Here is a 21,621-nt window from a genome sequence, read left to right on the forward strand (position 1 = left end):
GCTCAGCCTCCGAGCCGCTCGTAGATCACGTAGATGCCCTGCGAGAACACGGGCCGGTAGCGGGTGTCGAACGAGGAGTCGCGCGTGATCGCGTCGTAGACGAGGTCTGCGACGCCGGTCTCGGAGAGCTCGGGGGCGTCGGCGGTGGTCACGAACACCCACTTCGCGTGCGTGTAGGGCGCGGCGAGGGCCTCGTCGAAGAGCTCGCCGGCCGAGCGGTTGTAGTACTCCGAGAGCGGGATGCCGATCTCGGGCAGCAGCGCGTTGCCGGCGGCGCTCTCGTCGATCAGGACTCCTCCGCCGTCGTAGTTCTCACCGAGGAAGCGAGCGGCGGCGGTCGCGCCCGACGCCTCCTTGAGGCCGACGTAGCCGCTCGCCTCGGCGATCACCGCGTTGCGGTCGAGGTCCTGCGCCCACCACGCGGTCTGCGCGCCGAGCAGCACGAGCACGAGACCCAGGGCACCGGCGCCCACCCGCGGGAGGCGCCGCAGCGCGTCGACGAGCACCGCCGCGAGCACCGCGAGGAACGGCAGCACCGACAGCGCGTAGCGGTTGTTCCACCAGTTCGTCGGCAGTGTCTGGTCGTTGTTCATGTGGGTCTGGCCGAGGTAGAGGCTGAGGAGCGAGAAGGCGTACGAGACGATCATCAGCCAGATCACGAGGGCGTCGTCCGAGATCCCGCGGCGCCACGCGAGCACCAGCGCTCCGGCGATCCCGAGCGCGACCGTGACGAGCCCCGAGGTCTCGAGCACCGCCCAGTTGTACGACCACAGCGTCAGGCCGGCGTTGCCCTGGTAGGCGAGCAGCCCCGCGTCGGCGACCGCCTTCTGCAGGTTCGCGGCCGAGTACTGCCCGTTCATGAACTCGAGCGGGTTGCTGTAGACCGTGAAGTTGTAGACCAGCCACCAGACGATCGAGATCAGCGGCAGCACGCCGAACGCGCTCGCCATCTTGATCGCGTACCGGAGCGACCTCTTGCGGCGCCACGCGACGATCAGCACCACGAGCGTGCCGCCGAACACGAGCACCCAGCCCTCGTAGCGCGAGAGCGTCGCGGCAGCGGCGGGCAGGCCGCAGAACACCATCATCTCGCCGGCCATCAGCGTGCGGCGGCTGGTCACCCAGTGCGAGAGCCCCGCGAAGCAGCCGACCATCGTGACGATGAGCACCGGCTCCGTCATCGCGGTCGAGAACGCGTAGAGCACCCCGGGGTTGGCGAGCACCAGCAGCACGGCGGTGATGCGCCCCGCGCGGAGGTGACCCACGCGCGCCGAGATCCGGTACACGCCGCAGGCGGTGCCGGCCAGGCAGATCATGCCGAGCAGGCCCGCCGCCCAGCCGGTGTGCCACAGCCAGAGCGACTGCACGAACGGGATGAGGATGAGGCTCGGGACGGGCAGCCAGACCGTGCCGAGCTGCGTGAACCCGGGCGCCTTCGAGTCGAAGATGCGCCGCGAGATCGCGAGGTGGCTCTGCGTGTCGGCGTAGGCGAGGTTGATGCCGGAGGAGGTGGTCACGAGGCAGGCGGCGAAGCCCACCAGGAGCGACACCACCAGCACGACGACCGTGCCGGGCACCTGCCGGCCGGTGACGGGCTGCCCGAGGCGGTCCCAGGCGCGCAGCCACCACCGGCGGGCCGCGGGCGGCGCGACCGGAGCAGGGGCGATCGTGCTGGTCACGGCATGCTCAGTCGGAGGAGGCGGGGCGCGCCGGCGGAGTAGCCGAGGGGTCGGCCGCGTGCTGGCCGTGCGGTGCGGAGTCCGGCTCCTGGGTGGCGCGCTCCTGCGCGTCGACGTAGGCCGCGACCCGGCGTGCCCGGCGACGGCGGGCGAGCCAGCCGAGCAGGATGAGCAGCCCGATGACGACGACCGCGACGACGAACCAGATCGCGTACGACGAGTAGTCGTCCTTGACCTCGTCCTGCGGCGTGATCTCGTTGCTGTCGATCTGCACGGGCTCGGTCGCCACTGCCCCCGTCACGGCGAGGTTGCCCGAGAGCGAGGTCCAGCCCTCCTCGGCGGCGAACGCGCCGATCGAGGCCTGCAGCGCGGAGGAGGCGGTCGCGTCGCCGTCGGGGCTCCAGCCGCCGAGCAGCACGAGATCGCGGCCCTCGGTCGTGAAGGCCTCGAGGGCCGCGTAGGGCGCGTCGGTGCCCACTCCGTAGCTCAGGCTCGAGGAGTCGATGGCGGTGAACTCGGCCAGGCGCAGCGGGGTCCGCAGCGCCTCCGCCTCCTCGGCGCCGGCCGCGACGACGAGGCCCGAGCGGTCGGAGTCGACGAAGTCGTCGAGGCCGACGACCGAGACGGCGAGCGGCGTGGAGTCGACCCGCTGCAGGGCGGCCACGAGGTCGCCCGCGCTGCGGAGCGCGTCGGCGCCGGTGGCCGACTCGCCGAAGGCCACGGCGAGCTCGCCGCCGAAGGCCTGCGGGAAGCGGCCGAAGCCGGGCGCGGCCGACTCGCCGCGGACCCCGGTGACGGTGGAGGAGGCTCCGTCGACGAAGAACTCGATCGGCACGGAGTCGGCCGAGCCGATGCAGAGCCCGTCGCTGTCGCGGACGGCCGAGAGGCGGACCGAGAGGCCGTTCGAGGATCCGAGCTGGCCGGTCGGGACCGACAGCTCCATGTCGACGGCGGTGTCGGCGCCGAGGACGCTCGAGCCGATCAGGAAGTCGTTCCAGTAGACGTTCGCCGTCGCCGTGATGCCCTCGGGGATCGCGGAGTGCGTGCCGACCAGCTCGAGGTCGACCGCGGAGACGGGGCCGCCGAACGCGGACTGCGTGATGGTCGTGTAGCTCGCCGCCGCTCCGGTGCTGCCCAGCGCGAGGCGGTCGGCGCCGAAGTCGGCAAGGGTGTGCTCGAGCGAGCTCGACGGCACGACCTTCTGCGCGAGGCCGGTCGTGCTGGCGCTCGAGGCGAGCCCGCGGTACTCGCTGCCGAGCGCGGCTCCGGCGGCGGCGAGGTCGCCCGAGGCGCCGGTGAGCGTCAGGACCGGCGTTCCGCCTTCGTCGCTGATCGACGTGACGACGTCGCCGTCCGCCGCTTCGAAGCGCACGATGCGGCCCTGAGCGGCGTCGAGATCGACGATCCCCTCGGTCGCGCCGTCCTCCGCCACGGTGATCGCGACACCGGAGGAGGGGTAGCGCGCGGCCAGGGAGGCGGCGGCCGACAGCCCCGCGGCGCGCAGGGCGTCGTCGGCGGCGTCGGGCACGACGATCGAGACGTCGGTGACCGAGTCGCCGAAGAAGTCGGCGACCGTGGTGGGCGCCGCGGCGACGCCGTCGCCGACGATCCCGACGTCGGAGACGGTGAGCGAGCGGCCCTGCACCTCGCAGAGAGCGCCGGCCGAGCCGGTCGCCCCGGTGAGCTGGAAGCCGATCGCGAGGACGCCGTCGACCGCGTCGCCCGGCTGGAGCGGGACGTCGAGCCGGGTCGCGGTCGCCGCGTCGATCGTCTGCACGGTGCGACCCGACACGATGACCGCGAGCGAGCCGCTCAGCGGCTCGAGCGCCTGGAGCGTGGCGAGCACGCGGGTGGGGGTGACGCCGTCGGCGACCGGGAGGGTCAGGTACTCGAGCCCGGCACCGGCGGTGACGGTGAGGGTCGAGGGGCTGGCGGCGGCCTGCACGACGGCTCCGGTCGCCGGGTCGACGAAGTCGGCCGCGGAGGCGCTCGACGCGGCGCCGAACACGAGGACGGCGCAGAGCGCGGGGGCGGCGACGGCCGCGAGAGCACGCCGGTGCAGGGAAGGAGAGGTCATGGAGCGACGATCCGATCGGCATACGGGAGAACGGGACGGCCGTCACTCGAGGATGGAGTCGAACGGTCGTGCCCGGGCCTCGGCGCGAGCCGTGGAATCGGCTCCGACGCCCCGTTCTGGCGTCAGTCTAGGGAGTGCAGGGCGACCGAGCCGGTCGTCAGCAATCGGTGCTCCGCCCCCGTCCGAGTGTCAGGACGACCGAAGACGTACCCCTGCACATCGGTGACTCCGAGCCCGCGGAGGAGGGCGATCGTCTCGAGGTCCTCGGCCCCCTCGACGATGACGCGCACCCCCGTGGCCACCGCGTACGACTGCAGTGCCCGGACGAGCTCGCGCTTGCGGACCTCGGTCGCGAGCCCGGTGATCAGGGCCCGGTCGAGCTTCACGATGTCGAGCGGGAAGGTCGCCACCGACGCCGCGGAGGAGCCCAGCGCGCCGTAGTCGTCGAGCGCGATCAGCACTCCTCGGTCGCGCAGGCTCTGAGCGTGCCGTCGCAGGTCGTCGGTCGCCGTGTCGAGGGTGCGCTCGTTGAGCTCGATGCAGAGCTGCACCCCGGGGAAGCGCCCGGGCATCTCCGCCAGGTGATCGCCGAGCCGCTCGGGCGCCAGCTGCTCGAGGTCGACGTTGACCGTCATGCACTCGATGCCGACCCCGGTGTCGCGGAAGCTCTCGGCCGCGGCCATCGCCTTCTCGACGACTTGCACGGTGAGGTCGTCGAGGAGGTCGAGCTCGCGGACCTTCTCGATGAGGTCGGGCGGGGCGATCCGGCCGACGACCGGATCCTCGAGCCGCACCAGCGCCTCGAACGCCCAGATGCGGTTGCTCGCGAGCTCGACGATCGGCTGGTAGGCGACGTCGAGGGTGCGGTCGCGGACGGCTCGCGACGCCGCCTCCCGCACCGGATCGGCGACGACCGAGGTGACGTCGATGGCGCTCGCGCGCTCGCGGCCGGAGCGGCCCCTCCCCCGCTTGAGCGCGAGCATGCTGCGATCGGCCTCGATCACGATCGTCGACGGATCGAGCTCCTCGTGCGCCGAGAACGCGACTCCGACGCTGACCACCGGCGCCAGCGTGTCACCGCCGACCGTCGCGGTCGCGCTGACCGTCTCGACCAGCGCCTCCGCGCGCCGGCGCGCATCCGCTGCCGAGCGAAGACCCCGCAGGATCAGCACGAACTCGTCCCCGCCGATGCGGGCCGCGAAGCCGCCCTCGGCGGTGGACTCGGCCAGCCGCTGACCCACCAGGCGGAGCATCTTGTCGCCGACGTGGTGCCCGCGTCCGTCGTTCAGGTCCTTGAAGTCGTCGAGGTCCATGAAGAGCACGGCGATGCCCTCGAACGGCCGGCGGTCGCGGTTGTAGGTCGCGAGGGCCGACTGGAACGCCCGCTGGTTCGGCAGACCCGTGAGCGGGTCGCGGTCGACGTAGCGGCGCAGCGACTCCACGTCGTCGCGGGCGCCGAGCGTGTCGGTGCCCATGTGCGCGAGGGCGTCGAGGATCTGCTCGTCCTCGGTGCTGAACGGCACCGGGCTGAGGCGCTTCGAGGCGACGACGTAGCGGGTGCGGCCGCCGGGCACCAGCATCACCGAGCCGATCTCGCTGCCCGAGGCCGGCTCGTCGCGCACCTCGATCCGGTCGGCCTCGATCGACGTCCGCGCGTGGGCGACGAGGGCGCCCTCGGCCTGCGAGACCCCGCCCCACGGCAGCTCGAGCGCCGCGTCCAGGACGCCGGCGAGCCGCCTCCGCACCCGCCGCACCTCGATCCGCTTCGCCACGCTGAAGACCAGCGCGCTCACGACGAGCAGCAGGAGGGGGCTCTGCTCGATCGCCGGGTCGCCCGCCATCGCCGGGACCACCACGCTGTCGAGGAACCAGACGGCGGTGCCGAGCACCCAGAGCAGCGCGATCATCAGAGCGACCCGGCGCGGCACGAGCGCGCTCGTCCCGACCTCCCAGTCCAGGCCCCAGCGCCCGCGCTGGCGGAGGACGTCGACGAGCAGGATGACCAGGACGAACACGACGGTCGCCGGCAGCAGCGCGAGCGGTTCGCCGATCGGGCCCCGGAGCAGGTCGAACACGTGCAGGTGGGCGTCCGCGGCGAGCGCCCCGAGACCCGTGACGTAGAACGCGATCGGGACGCTGCGGGTCTGCACCAGCTGGACGACGAGCGACGCCGCCGTCCACACTCCGAGCAGGCGCAGCGGATCCACGCCCGGCTGCACGACGACCAGCAGCGTCACCGTCAGCCCCACCACGGGCATCCCGGAGCGACGGCCGAGCGGGATCCGGAGCGCGGCGGTGAGCGCGACGGCCACGCCGAACGCGACGACGAACGCCCAGCTGAGCGGCGGCGTGATGATCAGCAGGCGGGCCGAGTTCGCGATCAGCGCGAGTGCGAACGCCCCGAGCAGCCCGGCGATCACGACGTCGAGGGGCCGGAGCCCGTGGGTGCGCTGCATGGGGGCATGCTAGGGCCTGCCGAACGCGATTCCACCTGCTCCGCACGGCCCGATCTGCGGCGTCTCGGGCTCGATCGACCTCGGGCGGCGGCCGATGCCGACATTCTGTGCAGCGCGAACGCCCCTGTCCTAGGGTCTGTACAGGTCGGGTGCGGACGCATAGTGAGGCCATGCCCCTTCTCTCCGTCGCCGCTGCCGAGCTCACTCGCCGCGGCCTCTTCGCCGCCCCCCTCGGCGCCACCCTCGCCACCGCCGATCCCGACGCCCCCGTCCTGCACTCCGAGATCGCCGCGCCCAGCGGGGTCGCGGGGCTCGACGCCTCCGGTCTCGTGCCCCTCGCGCAGCTCCCCGAGGCGGTGCGCACCGACTCCGGCGAGCGCCCCGTCGCCAAGGGCGAGCTCGTCTACAACGTGCAGGACTACGGTGCGACCGGCGACGGCAGCACCGACGACCTGCCCGCGATCGACGCGGCGATCGACGCCGCCCTCGCCACCTACGGCGGCGTCGTCTACTTCCCCCGCGGCATCTACCGCATCGCCGGATCGATCGGCCGTGCCAGCGGGCTCTCGAGCATCGCGTTCCGGGGGGCGGGCGAGCTGTCGACGCGCATCCGCTCACTGACGAACGCGCCGGTGGTCACCGGGGCCTTCTCGGCCTGCCGCTTCGACAACCTGATCCTCGACGCGAACGGTCTGGGCGGCGCGTGCGTCTCGGCGCACCTCGACAAGACCGTGCTCGACTCGCTGCAGCTCTACGGCTGGACCGACTACGGCATGCGCCTGAACGACGGCACCTTCGGCGACCTCGGGCTGCTCAACCGCATCCAGCGCTGCAGCATCGACCAGTGCACGGGCACCGGCATCTGGACGGGCTACCGGATGATCGACTCCTGGATCGTCGAGAACAACATCGGCGCCTCCTACGCCGACCTCTCGATCGAGGGCGGGCCGATCCGCATCCTGGGCAACCACCTCGACGGCTCGCCGCAGATCAACATCGAGCTGCGCGGCAACCGGCGCGTGACGATCGCGAACAACATCATGGAGGGGGCGCGGCGCCAGTCCCTCGTCTACACGATGCCGCCGTGGCTGACGGAGGATCTGGCGCAGATCCAGATCGTCGGCAACGCGATCAGCAACGGAGGCAAGGCCGCCGCGAACACGTACCCCGCGATCGCGATCACCGGCGTCTCCTCGGCGGCGCGCACCGTGGGCTTCAGCATCACCGGCAACATCTTCGCGTGCGAGGACGCGGGCGCCGGCTGGACGCACTGCGTCGAGGCCGTGAACGCGCGCGCCGTCTCGGTGCTGGGCAACCAGTGGGCGACCGGGCACATGAACGCGAAGCCCGTGCGCGCGGTGGGCAGCACGGCGTACGAGGTGATCGGCAACCACGGCGACAACGCGGTACGGACCACCTGAGCGCGGCCACCTGAGCCGTCGCGGCCAGAATCGAGGGGTGCCCCTCCTCGTCTCCTCCGCCGGCCCGCGCCGTGGCTGACGCCCGCGGCGGCGTCGCCTCGCTCGAGCGCCACCAGATCGCCTGGTACCTCGGTGCGATCGCGGCGGGGCTGGCGCTCGGGCTCCTCCTGCCCGGGGCGGCGCGGCTCGACGTCGCGATCACCCCGGTGCTGGGGCTGCTGCTCTACGCCACGTTCCTCGCGGTGCCATTCGGCTCGGTGCTGCGCGCGTTCCGCGACGGGCGCTTCCTGAGCGCCGTGCTGCTGGTGAACTTCGTCGTGGTGCCGGTCGTCGCCCTCGCCCTGTCGCGGTTCGTCGCCGAGGAGCCGGCGCTGGTCTTCGGGGTTCTGCTGGTGCTCCTCACGCCGTGCGTCGACTACGTGATCGTCTTCAGCGGTCTCGCGGGCGGGGCGGCGGCGCGGCTGCTGGCGGCCGCGCCCCTCCTGATGCTGGTGCAGATCCTGCTGCTGCCCGTCCTCCTCCGCGTGATGCTGGGAGCGGAGGCGGTGTCCGCGGTCGAGATCGGCCCGTTCGCCGAGGCGTTCCTGCTGCTCATCGTCCTGCCGCTCATCGCGGCGGCGGCGACCCAGGCGCTCGCGGCGCGGACGGCGGTGGGGCGGCGGATCGAGGGCGCCGTGCAGGCGGCGATGGTGCCGCTGATGGTGGCGACGCTCCTCACCGTCGTGGCGTCGCAGGCGGGCGCGGTCGGAGCCGCGCTCCCCCGGCTCGGGGTGCTGGTGGCCGTCTACGCCGCCTTCGTCGTGGTGATGACGGCGATCGGAGTCGCAGCGGGGCGGATCGCGCGCCTCGACGTCCCGGCGCGGCGGGCGCTGCTGTTCAGCGGGGTCACCCGCAACTCGCTGGTGGTGCTGCCGCTCGCCCTCGCGCTGCCGCCCGCGCTGGCGCTCGCTCCGGTGGTCGTGGTGACGCAGACCCTCGTCGAGCTCGTCGCGATGGTGGCGCTGGTGCGCCTGGTGCCGCGCCTCGTGCGGTGACCCCCCGGCGGGCGGTCGCCCCGATCAGCGCCGCGGCGCGGGGCGCGCGACCAGCACCAGCAGGCCGGCGACGGCGATCGAGGCGGCGACCACCGCCTCCGTCCACGGGGTCGTGTCGTACGACTGGTAGTTCATGATCATCGGAGCGATGGCGAAGGCGGCCAGCAGGTAGCCGGGCAGCGTGGCGCCGAGCAGGAACACGGCGGCGACCGCCGCGAACGGTGACTCGGTGGCCCAGAGCAGTGCCAGAGCGACGAGCGCGACGGCCGGGATCGTGCTGAGCACCAGCTGCAGCCCGACGTTCTGCAGGGGCGTCGGAGCACCGAGGATGCCCGAGACGAGGGCGTGCAGCCCGAGCAGGCAGAACGAGACCGCGACGAGGAGCGCCAGGAGACCCGCGACGCGGCCCCGCGGGGTGAACGCGCGATGGGCGGCGAGCACTCCGAGCGCGAGCAGGATCGTGCCGATCCCGTGGAGCTGTGCCGCCGACCCGACGTTCTCCCACGGGTCGGCGGGGAAGGAGTAGTCGAAGCGGTGGTCCTCGATCGTGCTGTCCTCGCGGGCCCAGCCGTCGGCCGCGACCACCCAGCGCTCGATCGAGGCGAGGAGCTGGAGCACGGCGGAGGCGAGGAGCAGCCCGGCCGCGCCGAGCGCCCAGCGCCGGCGCAGGGCGAGGGGTCGAACGGCGACGCTCGTCATGCGGCCAGGCTACGGGCGGGCCGCCGGAGCGGCGGTGAACACCCGGCGAACGCGCGACAGCTCGCGCCCGTGGTGTGCCACGGTGTCGGCATGACCCGACTCGACGCCTCCGCGACCGCTCACGTCGACGCGATGGCGCACCCCCGGCGCGAGCAGATCGAGGCTGTGCGGGAGGCGGTGCTCGCCGCCGACGACCGGCTCGTCGAGTCGGTGAAGTGGAACGCGCCCAGCTATGCGATCGGCGCGCACCTGGTGACCCTGCGCCTCCGGCCCGGCGACCGCGTCGAGCTCATCCTGCACCGCGGAGTCGCGCCTCGCGCCGACGCCGTCGCGCCCGTGCTCGACGACCCCCGCCTCGACTGGCGCGCCCCCGACCGCGCCGTGCGAGCCCTCGCACCCGAGGAGGACCCGCGCCTGCTGACCCCCCTCGTGCACCAGTGGCTCGCCGCGGTCGCCCCGCGTGCCGAGGGAACCCCGGACCGTCGAGACGGCCAGGAGTAGCGGGCCCCCTCGACGGTTCGGGGTTCCCTCGACGACCGGGCGCCGGCGCCGCGCCCGATAGCGTCGAGCGGTGAGCACCCGCACCCTCGACCGCAGCATCCTGCGCCTGGCCGTCCCCGCCCTCGGCTCGCTGGTCGCCGAGCCGCTGTTCCTGCTCACCGACTCGGCCCTCGTCGGGCACCTCGGCGCGGTGCCGCTCGCGGGCCTCGCCCTCGGCGGCGCGGTGCTGCAGACGATCGTCGGGCTGATGGTGTTCCTCGCCTACAGCACGACGCCCCGGGTCGGCCGCGCGCTCGGCGAGGGCGACGAGCGCCGGGCGGTGGCCGCCGGGATCGACGGCGGCTGGCTCGCGCTCGCCCTCGGCGCGGCGATCGCGGTGGTCGGTGCGATCCTCAGCCCGGTGCTCATCGGGCTCTTCGGCGCGGAGCCGGCGGTGGCCGAGGCCGGGGTGCGCTACCTGTCGGTCAGCATGGCCGGGATCCCCGCGATGCTCGGCGTCTTCGCCCTCACCGGGCTGCTGCGCGGGTTCCAGGACACCCGGACGCCGCTGGTCATCGCGGCCGGCGGCTTCGCGCTCAACGCCGGCCTGAACGCTGTGCTGATCTACCCCGCCGGCCTGGGGATAACCGGGTCGGCCCTGGGGACAGTGGTGGCGCAGTGGGCGATGTTCGCGGCCTACGCGGGAGTCGCCGTGCGGCTCGCCCGGCGGGTCGGCGCGCCCCTGCGGCCGCACCTCGCGGGGCTCCGCTCCTCCGCCGGCTCGGGCGGCTGGATGCTCCTGCGCACGGCGAGTCTGCGGGCGGCCATCCTGCTCGCGGTCGCCGTCGCCTCGGGGCTCGGGGCCGAGGAGCTCGGCGCGTTCCAGGTCGCGATGACGGTCTTCTCGACCGTCGCCTTCGCGCTCGACGCGGTCGCGATCGCCGCCCAGGCGCTGCTCGGCCGACTCCTCGGTGCCGGGGCTCGCGACGAGGCCCGCGCGGTCACGAAACGCTGTGTGACCTGGGGAATCGGTGCCGGAGTGGTGCTCGGCGCGGTTGTAACCCTCTCGAGCGGTTACCTGCCGTTCGTCTTCTCCAGCGATCCGGAGGTGCTCCGCCTGCTGCCCGCGGCCCTCGCGGTCGTCGGCCTCACGGCTCCGCTCGGCGGCTACGTCTTCGTCCTCGACGGGGTCCTGATCGGCGCGGGGGACGGCCGCTACCTCGCCCTCAGCGGCCTCGTGAACCTCGCGATCTTCGCTCCCCTGGCCCTTCTCGCGCCCTCCGCACCCGCGGAATGGCGCCTCCTGGCCCTGTGGATCGCCTTCGCGCTGGCCTACCTGGGCGCCCGTGCGCTGACCCTCGGACTCCGCGTCCGCAGCGACGCCTGGCTCCGCTGACCCGTCGAACAGAGTTTCGAACAGGCTGTGGACAAGCCTGTGGATAACTTCCCGACCAGCTTCGGTGGATCGGCCGTCTGCCCGGCGCTCTGACGGACGTGGATCTCGATACGCCCGCTGCGCGGGCTACTCGATCAGCGAGTGGAAGGCCCCCCGCCATCAGCATGCTGGTCGAGCCCGCAGCCGCCGCAGGCGGCGTATCGAGACCCACCCGCTTCGGTGGATCGGCCTTCTGCCCTGGCCTTCTGGCGGACGTGGCTCTCGATAGGCCCGCTCCGCGGGCTACTCGATCAGCGAGCGAAAAGGCCCCCCGCCATCAGCCTGCTGGTCGAGTAGCCGCCGCAGGCGGCGTATCGAGACCCACCAGCTTCAGTGGATCGGCCTTCTGCCCGGCGCTCTGACGGACGTGGATCTCGATACGCCCGCTGCGCGGGCTACTCGATCAGCGAGCGAAAAGGCCCCCCGCCATCAGCCTGCTGGTCGAGTAGCCGCCGCAGGCGGCGTATCGAGACCCACCTCCCTACGAAGACCCCCCGCCGCCCCCTCGCGGCCCCGCGCTCGTGTTCCCGCGGTGGAACACCGCACGGAAGCGCACCTCGTCCGCCGCCTCGCCCGCGAGCAGCGCGATCACGGAGCGCCCGGCGGCCCGCCCCTTGTCGACGGCCGGCTGCACCATGGTCGTCAGGTCGTACTCCGCGGCGAGCCCCGGAACCTGCACCCCGTCGAACCCGAGCACCGAGACGTCCTCCGGCACCCGCAGCCCGAGCTGCTCGGCGGCCAGGATGACCCCGGCGGCGAGGAGGTCGCTCTGCGCGATGACCGCGGTCGGCGGCTCCTCCGCACCGAGCAGCACCCGCCCCGCCGCCACGCCCTCATCCACGGTGCTGGCGGCCGCGGCCACCACCTCGACCTCGGCGAAGACGTCGTGAACGCCCGCCAGGCGGTCGACGGCCGTGACGCTCGAGCTCGAGCGCCAGTCCTCCGGGATCGGGCCGCGCCGCCGATCCTTGGCGAACGGCAGGGCGACGGAGGCGACGCGCTCGTGGCCCAGCGCGCGCACGTGCTCGGCGAGGGTGCGGCTGGCCTCGCGGTTGTCGAGCGACACGACGGCCGCACCGAGCTCGGTGAAGCCCTCGACGACGACGACCGGCACGCCGCGCCGCCGCAGGATCGCCAGCGAGTCGTCGACCGACGGGCTGCAGCCGACGAGGATCATCGCGTCCACCGGCGCGGTCGACAGCAGCCCCGCGCCCTCCTCGGTCTCGGTCAGGAGGAGGATGCCGGCGCCCGCCGCACCCAGCACGTCGGCGATGCCGTCGAGCATCGCGATCTTGATCGGGTCGCGGAACGCGTGCAGCAGCCGCTCGTCGACGACGACGCCGACGATGCCCGAGGTGCCCTTCCGGAGCGAGCGCGCCCGCGGGTCGGGTCCGCCGTAGTCGAGCTCGGCCGCCGCCCGGAGCACCCGCTCCTTGGTCGCGGCCGACACCGGCCCGGCTCCGCTGAACACGAGCGACGCGGTCGACGCCGACACTCCGGCGTGCGCCGCGACCCGCGCGAGAGTAGGGCGCGCGGGTCGGGTCCGCCGCGCCTCCGGGCCGCTCGACTCCACCTTGCTCGACTCCACGCTGCTCCTCGACGGGTAGGCGGCCGGCGTCTCCTTGACCGGCCCAGGGGGTTCCGGATAGCTTAGACCGACCCGGCTCGAATCGATTCGACAACGGGTCGCTCCGTCTTGCGGGGACCGGGACAGCACCGGGCCCGGCCCGCTCCCAGGAACACCGGTCATGACCTCCACCGCCGCCCTCACCCGCCCCCAGCTCGTCGCCTGGCGCAACGCCGTCTTCACGATCTTCGTGCTGAGCGGAGTGTCGATCGCGACCTGGGTCTCGCGCACGCCCGCGATCCGCGACGAGCTCGAGCTGTCGACGGCGGGCGTCGGCGTGCTCATCCTCGCGATGTCGATCGGCGCGATCGTCGGCCTCACCTTGTCGACCGCGATCATGGCGCTGATCGGCGCACGCCGCGGCATGGTCGCCGGCCTGACGATCTGCGCATCCGGCCTCGCGATCCTCGGCGTCGCCGCCGACTCGCTCGGCGCGCTCCCCGTCGCCTTCGCGGGGATGGCGCTGCTCGGCTTCGGCAACGGCGCGGTCGACGTGATGATGAACGTCGAGGGCGCCGCGAACGAGGCGGCCTTCGGCAAGACCCTGCTGCCCCTCTTCCACGCCTTCTTCAGCCTCGGGACCGTGCTGGGCGCGCTCCTCGGCGCCGCCGCCTCCGCCCTCGGCATCCCCGTCGCCGTGCACCTCGTCACGATCGCCGTGGTCGTGGTCGCGACCGCCTTCCTGGCGATCCGCTTCGTGCCGGTCCGCGACGCCGATGTCGCCCCCGACGCCGTCAGGGCGCCGGTGCGCGAGCGCGTCGCCGACTCGATCGGCGTCTGGCGCGACACCCGCCTCGTCCTCATCGGCCTGATCATGCTCGGCATGGCGTTCGCGGAGGGATCGGCCAACGACTGGCTGACCCTCGCGATGGTCGACGGCCACGGCGCCGACATGACCACCGCCGCCGTCGTCTTCGGCGTCTTCGTCGCCGCGATGACGGTCGGCCGCGTGATCGGCGGCCCGGTGCTCGACCGCTTCGGCCGCGTGCCCGTGCTGCGCGGCTCCGCGATCCTCGCCGTCGTCGGCATCCTGCTCTTCATCCTCGCTCCGGTCGACGCCCTCGTGATCGTCGGAGCCGTCGCCTGGGGACTGGGCTGCTCGCTCGGCTTCCCGGTCGGCATGTCGGCGGCGGCGGAGGGGCCCCACTCGGCCGCGCGGGTCAGCGCCGTCGCGACGCTCGGCTACGTCGCCTTCCTCGTCGGGCCTCCCGCGATCGGCTTCCTCGGTCAGGAGTTCGGCATCCTGAACGCCCTGTTCCTGGTGCTCGCTCTCGTCGCCGTGGCGGGGCTCGCCTCGCCCGCCGCGCGCAGCCGTCGGATCCGCGACACGGAGCCCGCATGAGCGCCCCCGGGCTCGAGCCCTGCCGCGTCGCCCTCGTCACCGGCGCCAACCACGGCATCGGCGCCGCGATCGCCGAGCGCCTCGCAGCCGACGGACTCGCTGTGCTGGTGGCCTACCTCGCCGAGGAGATCCCGGAGCACGAGCCCGAGCGCCAGCGCATCGCCCACCGGGCCGACGGCGAGCGGGTCGCCGAGCGGATCCGCGCCACCGGCGGCCGCGCGCGGGCCGTGTCCGCCGATCTGCGCGACGCCGCCTCCGCCGCCCTGCTGTTCGACGCGGCGGAGGAGTCGCTCGGCCCGGTCGACGTGCTCGTCAACAACGCCACCGGCTCCCTGATCGACACCTTCCGCGCCCGCGACGCCGACTGGATGGGGCGGCCGCAGCGCCGGGTCACCGCCGACAGCATCGACCGCCAGTTCTCGGTCGACGCCCGAGCGGGTGCGCTGCTGATCGCCGAGTTCGCCGAGCGCTTCGAGCGCCGCGGGGCCCACGGCGGACGGATCGTGTCGCTCACGTCCGGGGGCGAGCGCGGCTTCCCCGGCGAGGTGTCGTACGGCGCCGCGAAGGCGGCCCTGGTCGACTACACGATGTCGGCCTCCCTCGAGCTCGGCCCGCTCGGGATCACTGCGAACGCCCTGCACCCCCCGGTCACCGACACGGGCTGGGTGACCGACGACGTCCGCTCCGCGGTCGACGCCGACGACCGCTTCTTCGACGTCGCCCGCCCCGACGAGGTCGGCGACCTCGCCTCCTTCCTCGTCTCCCCCGCCGGCCGCCGCGTCACCGGCAACGTCATCCGCATGGCCTGACGCCCGCCCCCGGGATCACCTCCGGCTCGCAGAACCACCTCCGGCTCGCAGAAACGCGTTCGGCTCGCAGAAACCCGCGATTCCCGCGAGCCGAACGCGATACCGCGAGCCGAGCATGCGCCTCTCCCGCGCGGATCCGACCAGACGACTCCAGCCCGCGTGCACAACCGAGGACGAGACGCACCGACCCCCTCCGAAGCGCGGCGCCCTCCCCTCTGAGCCTCGTTCCTGCACGCCCACCGCCGTCCACCCCGGCGTCGAGCGCCTCCGTCGACCACCTCCGGCTCGCAGATCCAGCTCCGGTTCGCAGAAACCCGCGATTCCCGCGAGCCGAACGCGAATCCGCGAGCCCGACATCCCCCGCGCACCGGGACCGCGCCGCCAATAGGCTCCTAGGCACAGCGGAGGGGGACGCAGTGCGATTCGAGGCGCGTGACGGAGCGACCCTCCACGTCGACGAGCACGGCACCGCCGACGGCCCACCGCTGATCGCCGTCCCCGGCGGGCCCGGCCGGCACCCCGACTACCTCGGAGCCTTCGCCCCCGTCGCCGCCGCCCGCCGCATCCTCGTGCTCCACCCCCGCGGCGTCGGCCTGTCGGCCTCGACACCCGCGAGCTCGTTCGCCGACCTCGCCGACGACCTCGAGGATCTCCGCGCGCACCTCGGCGTCGACTCCGTCGATCTGATCGCGCACGCCACCGGATGCCGCTCCGCGCTGGTCTACGCGGCCCGCGCCCCCGAGCGGATCGCGCACCTGCTGCTGATCGCCCCCGGGACGGCCTGGCTCGGCATCGACGGCGACGACCGCGTCGCCATCGCCCGGCGCCGTCGCCGTGAGGAGTGGACCGAGGCGGCGATCGACGCGCTCGTGTCCGGCGACACGGAGCGCGATCCGGACCGCCGCCTCGCGCTCGTGCGCCGCGCCGCTCCCCTCGGCTGGTCGACCTGGGACGATGGCGCCCGCGCCCACGAGAGCGCCGCGCGCTGGTATCCGGAGGCGTTCGCAGCCTTCCCCGCCACGATCGACGCCCCGGCGCTCCGCCGCGCACTCGCGCAGGTCGCCTGCCCGGTCGTCGTCCTCGGCGGCGAGGACGACGCGCTGGCCGGCTCGACGCCGCTCGGGGAGCTCGCCGCGCTCTTCCCGCACGGCAGCCTCGCCTGGATCGAGTCGTGCGGGCACTACCCCTGGGTCGAGTCGCCGGCCGAGTTCGCGATCGCCCTCCGCGCCTCCCTGGCCGATGCTCCCCCGTCGCCTCCCCTCGGCCGACGCCGGTCGACACCCGGCCAGGAGTGACGCGGCGTCTATCCTCGACGAGTGCGCCTCGTCATCGCGCGCTGCTCGGTCGACTACTCCGGCCGCCTCAGCGCCCACCTCCCCCTCGCCACCCGCCTGCTGCTGGTCAAGGCCGACGGCAGCGTCCTCGTGCACTCCGACGGCGGCTCGTACAAGCCGCTCAACTGGATGAGCCCGCCCTGCACGCTGATCACCGGCGAGCCCGACGATGCGGCGAAGGAGGCGGGTGTCGTCGAGCAGTGGACGGTCGCGCACAAGAAGACCGGCGATGCGCTGATCGTCTCGATCCACGAAGTCCTCCACGATTCCGCTCACGAGCTGGGCATCGATCCCGGGCTCGTGAAAGACGGAGTGGAGGCGCATCTGCAGCGCCTTCTCGCCGAGCAGATCGACCTTCTCGGCGAGGGGCACACCCTGGTCCGCCGCGAGTACATGACGGCGATCGGACCGGTCGACATCCTCGCTCGGGATTCCCGTGGCGCCGCTGTCGCCGTCGAGATCAAGCGCCGCGGAGAGATCGACGGAGTCGAGCAGCTCACCCGCTATCTCGAATTGATGAACAGGGATCCGCATCTCTCGCCGGTCACCGGAGTCTTCGCCGCACAGGAGATCAAGCCCCAGGCGCGGACTCTCGCTCAGGATCGCGGAATCCGCTGCGTGGTCCTCGATTACGACACCATGCGCGGCGTCGACGACTCGCACACGCGACTGTTCTGATCCCCCGCTGATCGGGCGTATGGAGATCCACCCGCGTCAGAAGGCCAGGGCAGAAGCCTCATCTGCACAAGTCGATGGGTCTCGATACGCCCCTGCGGGGCTACTCGACCAGCGATCTTGCGCTTTCTCTCGGAGAAGAGTCCTCCCGCGGGCGGCTCCGTCCTCGCTGATCGAGTAGCCCGCGCAGCGGGCGTATCGAGATCCACGTCCGCCAGAAGGCCGGGGCAGAAGCTGATCTGCTGACGCTGGTGGGTCTCGATACGCCCCTGCGGGGCTACTCGACCAGCATGCGGGGCGGCAGACGGGCGTGCTCTTCTCGCACCGCTCGAACGAGACGCGTCTGGCAGACGAAAGGCCCCCGCGAGAGATCTCGACGGGGGCCCTCTGCGAAGCGGGAGAGGCGGCCTACTTGTGGGCCGCCTGGTACGCGGCCTGGACCTCGGCGGGGATGCGGCCGCGGTCGGAGACCTGGTGTCCGTTGGCGTTGGCCCACTCGCGGACGGCCTTGAGCTGCTTGGGGTCGCTCTTCGACGCGGTCGCGACGGAGGAGGCGGCAGCGGGGCGCGATCCGACGCGGCGAGCGCTCGAGACGAACTTCTCGAGGGCCGAGTGCAGGGCGGCGATGTTATCGGGGCCCAGGTCGATCTCGTAGTTGGCTCCGTCGACGCTGAATCGAACGGTTCCGCCTTCTCCCGAATCGATAGGGGTGCCATCGATGTCGTCGACGAGCGTGATCTTCTGTGCCACTTTTTCCTCCAGTGTGTGTCGGATCCGAGTCGCGTCGGATCCGGCGTGTATCGGATCCGGTGCATTCTCGGATCCGGTGTCTTCTTCTGACCGGGTGCATTCCGGACCCCGGTGTGTTCTCAGGCTCGATGTGCATCCGGATCCGATGTGCGACTGTCCGCGAGTATCGGACAGGCTCGTATCGAAGGGGATCGAACCCGAAAGGGAACGGACCCGCGGATCCGACCGTGATGAGCATCGGACCGATGAAGACGTTACCCCTTCTTCTGTCGATCGTCACGCTTATCGGCATCCTCCGACGTCTTTCAGTGCATTCGAAGGGTGGATATCCATGACAATGCCTCTCGAGACGGCCTGATTCTCGGAGGTCGCCGTCAACCGTCGATTACCGCGCCCATTCGAGCGGCATGAGATGCGACCCCCGATAGCGTGGAGTCATGACTCCGAGAGGCGGACCCCCCGCACGTCCCCTGAGGCCGGGCCCCGCCCGCAATGCCCCCGCGAGGGAGGCGCTCGAGGCGCTGGTCGCCGAGCCGACCCGCGAGGGAGTGACGCGCCTGCTCGACGCGTGCCTCGCCGGCTCGCTCGTCGTCGACGTGACCGGATCGCAGCCGGGCGGCGTCCCGCACGTGCGCACCGTCGCCACCACCACCGGCGAGCAGGTGCTGCCCCTCTTCACCTCGACCGACGAGGTGCGCGCCGCCGTCCCCCGGCAGCAGCACCCGCGCGTCCAGATGCTGGTGCTGCCCGGACGCGACGCCTTCGCCCTCATCGACACCGCCGACTTCGTGGCCGTCCAGCTCGATCCGGGCTCCCTCGCGCAGGTCATCACGCGCTCGTTCATCGAGGACGCCCTGCGCGCCGAGCCCTGACACGCCGCCGACATCGAACGCCCGTAGAGTGTCAGCCCGGCGGAGCAGCGTCGGAGTCACCGCGTCCCTCGAGGTCAGGAGCCCGCCATGTCCGACACCACTCTCGCGCCCGCCGGCCACGACGGTACCGCGGCGAAGACCTGGTCGTGCATCCTCTTCGACCTCGACGGCACGATCACCGACTCGGCGCCCGGCATCACCGGCACGCTCGTCGACACCTTCGTCGAGCTCGGCCGCCCGGTGCCCCTGCCCGTCGAGCTGCTCGCCTACGTCGGACCGCCCCTGCTCGACGCCTTCCGCGAGCTCGGCGGCATGAGCGTCGACGAGGCGCAGGCCGCTCTCGCCGTCTACCGCCGCCGCTACAACGCGGGCGGACTCTTCGACTCGAGCGTCTACCCCGGCGTCCCCGAGATCCTCGCGCGCATCGCCGAGGCGGGCATCCCGCTCTCGCTCGCCACGTCGAAGCCGGAGTCGGCGGCCATCCGCGTCCTCGAGCACTACGGACTCGCGCAGTACTTCACGATCATCTGCGGCGCATCGGAGGACGAGGTGCGCAGCGCGAAGGCCGATGTCGTCGAGGAGGCGCTGCGCCGCCTCCGCGCGCTCGACGTCGATCTCTCGTCGCCCGTGATGGTCGGCGATCGCGAGCACGACGTGCACGGCGCCGCCGCGCACGGCATCCCGACGATCATGGTCGAGTGGGGCTACGGCTCCCCTGTCGAGGCCGTCGGCACCATCGCCCTGGTCTCCGAGCCCCGCGAGCTCGAGAACCTCCTCCTGCCGTGAGCCCCGTACGATGAGGGCATGACTGGTCTGGGCGTCGTCCTCTCGTTCGTGCTCTTCCTCGGCGGGATCCTCGTTCTCGGCAACTCGTTCCTGCTGCCCGACATCGCCGGCTTCCTCTTCTTCGGCGGGATCCTGATGATCTCGGCGTCGCTCGCGCTCGCCTTCCACGTCCTGCCGAAGTCGCAGTAGCTCCGCTCAGCCGAGCGTGCTCGCGTCGAGGTTGATGACCGAGCCGATGTAGACCGCGGTGCCGGCTCCCGCGATCGTCGGATTCATCCGCAGGAGCTGCTGCACCGGGATGCCGAAGCGCTGGGCGATGTCGAAGAACGTGTCGCCCTGCACCACCGTGTAGCCGACGATCTCGCCCGCGCCGTCGCGCGTCGGCTCGCCGCCCGCGCCGGGCACCGCTCCGTTGTCGACCGCGTAGGCCGTCTCGGGGATCTCGGGCACGGGGTTCGGAGTGATCGTGACGGTCACCTCGGGGACCGGCACGAAGACGGTCGCGGTCGACTGCGGCAGCGCGGCGGTGACGGTCGGGTCGGGTGTCGGCGTCGCCGTGGCGAAGACGGTGACCGTGACCGTCGGAGTCGGGCTGGGCGCGGAGCAGCCGGCGAGTGCCGCGGTGACGGCGAGGGCGACGGCGGCGCCTCCGAGTGCTCTGGTGCGCATGGCGTGCCTCTCGCGGCGCCGACCCCCAGCGCACCCGTCCACCTTAGGAGATCCGCGCCCGGGTCTATCGTCGGAGTCGTGACCCCGCAGGAGCTCGAGAACCTCGCGCATCTGCGGCGCGCCCGCGACCTGATCGACCGCGAGTACGCCCGTCCGCTCGACGTGCCGACGATGGCGGCGCGGGCTCTGATGTCCCCGTCGCACTTCGCGCGGTGCTTCCGGGCGGCCTACGGCGAGACTCCGTACAGCTACCTGATGACGCGGCGTATCGAGCGGGCGATGGCCCTGCTGCGCGCCGGGGCGAGCGTCACGGACGCGTGCCTGGCGGTCGGCTGCACGTCGCTCGGCTCGTTCAGCGCGCGGTTCACCGAGATCGTGGGCCGCTCCCCCTCGGCCTACCGCGACGGCCCGCACGACGCCGTCGAGGCGATGCCCGCCTGCATCGCGCGCTTCCGGACGCGACCGCTGCGCGCGGCCGCGGCGCCCGCGCGCTGACACGACTACCTGCCCTGCATGCCCTCCTTGCCCTCCATGCCCTCCTCGCTGATCGAGTAGCCCGCGCAGCGGGCGTATCGAGATCCACGTCCGTCAGCAGGCCGGCACAGACGCCTGACCTGCTGACGCCGGTGGGTCTCGATACGCCCCTGCGGGGCTGCGGGCTCGACCAGCATGCATTGCGCCTTCCCCCCTCCGCATCGAGCAGGATCGGAGAAGCGGCGCGTCGGACGCGCGGCATAGAGTCGCCGCCATGAGCATCGAGCTGCAGTACGTGAACATCACCGTCACCGACGTCGACGAGTCGATCGCCTTCTACGGCGACGCCCTCGGCCTGGACGTCGTCATGGACGTGGCGAACGGAGGCTTCCGCTGGGTCACTCTCGGCAGCGACGCGCAGCCGGGCCTCGGCCTCACGCTCTCCGTCCCGCACGCCGGGCGCTCGCAGGCCGACGGCGACGCCCTCCAGGAGCTCCTGACGAAGGGCGTGCTGCCCATGCTGGTCTTCCGCGCGAGCGACCTCGACGCGACCTTCGAGTCGGTGCGCGCCTCCGGAGCAGAGGTGCTGCAGGAGCCGATCGAGCAGAGCTGGGGCCCGCGGGACTGCGCGTTCCGCGACCCGTCCGGCAACATGGTCCGCGTCTCGCAGGCCTAGGCGCGCGGCTCGGGCAGGATCCGCAGGCCCCCGCCGCCGTTCGCCGCGTCCATCAGGGCCTCGACCCAGGTCGGGTTGATGGTCGGCTGGCGGCTGCCGGCGAAGTGGAACTGCAGCGCGATGTTCGGGTTCATCCAGAAGGAGTGCCGCCCCCGCGCGCCCTCGGGCATCGAGTCGAGGGTCAGGCTGAAGCGCTCGTCGCGCCGGAACTTCGCGTAGACGACGATCTGGAGGTGGGCGAGGGTCCGGTCCTCGATCTCGATCACGGCCGGCGGAGTGCCGTAGAGGAATTGACCCATGGGGCCAGCCTATATCTAGTCCGACTC

General features: G+C 72.5%; 21 protein-coding genes. 13 read left to right on the forward strand and 8 right to left on the reverse strand.

From position 1 onward, the window contains the following. Positions 1-2: 2 nt before the first annotated feature. The 3 genes from GRS92_RS10410 to GRS92_RS10420 form a co-directional block, all read right to left on the reverse strand. On the reverse strand, positions 3-1,679 hold the full coding sequence (locus tag GRS92_RS10410; protein ID WP_159855966.1) for an ArnT family glycosyltransferase: 1,677 nt from the start codon (positions 1,677-1,679) through the stop codon (positions 3-5). 7 nt (positions 1,680-1,686) lie between these two features. After that, positions 1,687-3,756 carry a hypothetical protein gene (locus tag GRS92_RS10415; protein WP_159855968.1) on the reverse strand — a complete coding sequence of 690 codons (2,070 nt, stop codon included), beginning with the start codon at positions 3,754-3,756 and terminating at the stop codon, positions 1,687-1,689. Positions 3,757-3,878: 122 nt separating this feature from the next. Beyond that, on the reverse strand, positions 3,879-6,212 hold the full coding sequence (locus tag GRS92_RS10420) for a bifunctional diguanylate cyclase/phosphodiesterase (protein ID WP_159855970.1): 2,334 nt from the start codon (positions 6,210-6,212) through the stop codon (positions 3,879-3,881). 170 nt (positions 6,213-6,382) lie between these two features. On the opposite strand from GRS92_RS10420, the gene GRS92_RS10425 reads away from it, so the two are divergent. Beyond that, positions 6,383-7,633 carry a glycosyl hydrolase family 28-related protein gene (locus tag GRS92_RS10425; RefSeq protein WP_159855972.1) on the forward strand — a complete coding sequence of 417 codons (1,251 nt, stop codon included), beginning with the start codon at positions 6,383-6,385 and terminating at the stop codon, positions 7,631-7,633. A gap of 71 nt (positions 7,634-7,704) precedes the next feature. After that, the gene (locus tag GRS92_RS10430) at positions 7,705-8,667 is read left to right on the forward strand and encodes a bile acid:sodium symporter (RefSeq protein WP_159855974.1); all 963 of its coding nucleotides are present in this window, start codon (positions 7,705-7,707) and stop codon (positions 8,665-8,667) included. 24 nt (positions 8,668-8,691) lie between these two features. Here the strand turns inward: GRS92_RS10430 and GRS92_RS10435 are convergent, their stop codons facing one another. Further along, positions 8,692-9,366: a hypothetical protein gene (locus tag GRS92_RS10435; RefSeq protein WP_159855976.1), complete on the reverse strand. Its 675-nt coding sequence runs from the start codon at positions 9,364-9,366 to the stop codon at positions 8,692-8,694. Positions 9,367-9,456: 90 nt separating this feature from the next. On the opposite strand from GRS92_RS10435, the gene GRS92_RS10440 reads away from it, so the two are divergent. After that, entirely contained in the window at positions 9,457-9,867 is a 411-nt protein-coding gene (locus GRS92_RS10440) for a DUF1801 domain-containing protein (protein ID WP_159855978.1), read from the forward strand. Between the two features lie 70 nt (positions 9,868-9,937). Then, positions 9,938-11,242, forward strand: coding sequence for an MATE family efflux transporter (locus tag GRS92_RS10445; protein WP_159855980.1), 1,305 nt, complete (start codon positions 9,938-9,940; stop codon positions 11,240-11,242). A gap of 520 nt (positions 11,243-11,762) precedes the next feature. Here GRS92_RS10445 and GRS92_RS10450 read toward each other — a convergent pair. Beyond that, the gene (locus GRS92_RS10450; RefSeq protein WP_235021926.1) at positions 11,763-12,869 is read right to left on the reverse strand and encodes a LacI family DNA-binding transcriptional regulator; all 1,107 of its coding nucleotides are present in this window, start codon (positions 12,867-12,869) and stop codon (positions 11,763-11,765) included. A 160-nt stretch (positions 12,870-13,029) separates the two neighbouring features. Between GRS92_RS10450 and GRS92_RS10455 the strand changes: the two genes are divergently transcribed. The 4 genes from GRS92_RS10455 (at position 13,030) to nucS (ending at position 17,071) form a co-directional block, all read left to right on the forward strand. After that, complete coding sequence (locus GRS92_RS10455) at positions 13,030-14,250, forward strand: MFS transporter (RefSeq protein ID WP_159855984.1); 1,221 nt, start codon at positions 13,030-13,032, stop codon at positions 14,248-14,250. Further along, positions 14,247-15,059 carry an SDR family NAD(P)-dependent oxidoreductase gene (locus tag GRS92_RS10460; protein WP_159855986.1) on the forward strand — a complete coding sequence of 271 codons (813 nt, stop codon included), beginning with the start codon at positions 14,247-14,249 and terminating at the stop codon, positions 15,057-15,059. The genes GRS92_RS10455 and GRS92_RS10460 overlap by 4 nt, the downstream gene beginning before the upstream one ends. Positions 15,060-15,475: 416 nt before the next feature. After that, positions 15,476-16,354: an alpha/beta fold hydrolase gene (locus tag GRS92_RS10465; protein ID WP_159855988.1), complete on the forward strand. Its 879-nt coding sequence runs from the start codon at positions 15,476-15,478 to the stop codon at positions 16,352-16,354. Positions 16,355-16,375: 21 nt separating this feature from the next. Beyond that, the gene (gene nucS / locus GRS92_RS10470; RefSeq protein WP_159855990.1) at positions 16,376-17,071 is read left to right on the forward strand and encodes an endonuclease NucS; all 696 of its coding nucleotides are present in this window, start codon (positions 16,376-16,378) and stop codon (positions 17,069-17,071) included. 405 nt (positions 17,072-17,476) lie between these two features. Here the strand turns inward: nucS and GRS92_RS10475 are convergent, their stop codons facing one another. Continuing rightward, positions 17,477-17,818 carry a histone-like nucleoid-structuring protein Lsr2 gene (locus tag GRS92_RS10475; RefSeq protein WP_159855992.1) on the reverse strand — a complete coding sequence of 114 codons (342 nt, stop codon included), beginning with the start codon at positions 17,816-17,818 and terminating at the stop codon, positions 17,477-17,479. Between the two features lie 437 nt (positions 17,819-18,255). On the opposite strand from GRS92_RS10475, the gene GRS92_RS10480 reads away from it, so the two are divergent. The 3 genes from GRS92_RS10480 (at position 18,256) to GRS92_RS10490 (ending at position 19,665) form a co-directional block, all read left to right on the forward strand. After that, entirely contained in the window at positions 18,256-18,690 is a 435-nt protein-coding gene (locus tag GRS92_RS10480) for an SseB family protein (RefSeq protein ID WP_159855994.1), read from the forward strand. Positions 18,691-18,777: 87 nt separating this feature from the next. After that, positions 18,778-19,476, forward strand: a complete 699-nt coding sequence (locus GRS92_RS10485; RefSeq protein ID WP_159855996.1) for an HAD hydrolase-like protein — start codon at positions 18,778-18,780, stop codon at positions 19,474-19,476. Positions 19,477-19,494: 18 nt separating this feature from the next. Next, positions 19,495-19,665, forward strand: a complete 171-nt coding sequence (locus GRS92_RS10490) for a hypothetical protein (protein ID WP_159855998.1) — start codon at positions 19,495-19,497, stop codon at positions 19,663-19,665. 6 nt (positions 19,666-19,671) lie between these two features. On the opposite strand, the gene GRS92_RS10495 is transcribed toward GRS92_RS10490, so the two are convergent. Further along, positions 19,672-20,145 carry a LysM peptidoglycan-binding domain-containing protein gene (locus GRS92_RS10495; RefSeq protein WP_159987689.1) on the reverse strand — a complete coding sequence of 158 codons (474 nt, stop codon included), beginning with the start codon at positions 20,143-20,145 and terminating at the stop codon, positions 19,672-19,674. A gap of 78 nt (positions 20,146-20,223) precedes the next feature. Here GRS92_RS10495 and GRS92_RS10500 point away from each other — a divergent pair, with 78 nt between their 5' ends. Both GRS92_RS10500 and GRS92_RS10505 read left to right on the forward strand, forming a co-directional pair. Continuing rightward, complete coding sequence (locus tag GRS92_RS10500) at positions 20,224-20,640, forward strand: helix-turn-helix transcriptional regulator (protein WP_159856000.1); 417 nt, start codon at positions 20,224-20,226, stop codon at positions 20,638-20,640. 253 nt (positions 20,641-20,893) lie between these two features. Next, positions 20,894-21,295: a VOC family protein gene (locus tag GRS92_RS10505; RefSeq protein WP_159856002.1), complete on the forward strand. Its 402-nt coding sequence runs from the start codon at positions 20,894-20,896 to the stop codon at positions 21,293-21,295. On the opposite strand, the gene GRS92_RS10510 is transcribed toward GRS92_RS10505, so the two are convergent. Then, positions 21,292-21,594, reverse strand: coding sequence for a DUF7882 family protein (locus GRS92_RS10510; protein ID WP_159856004.1), 303 nt, complete (start codon positions 21,592-21,594; stop codon positions 21,292-21,294). The two genes, GRS92_RS10505 and GRS92_RS10510, sit on opposite strands and share 4 nt — an antisense overlap. Positions 21,595-21,621: the final 27 nt, after the last annotated feature.

This window comes from Rathayibacter sp. VKM Ac-2754 (assembly GCF_009807095.1).
In the GTDB taxonomy this organism is placed as follows: Bacteria; Actinomycetota; Actinomycetes; order Actinomycetales; family Microbacteriaceae; genus Rathayibacter.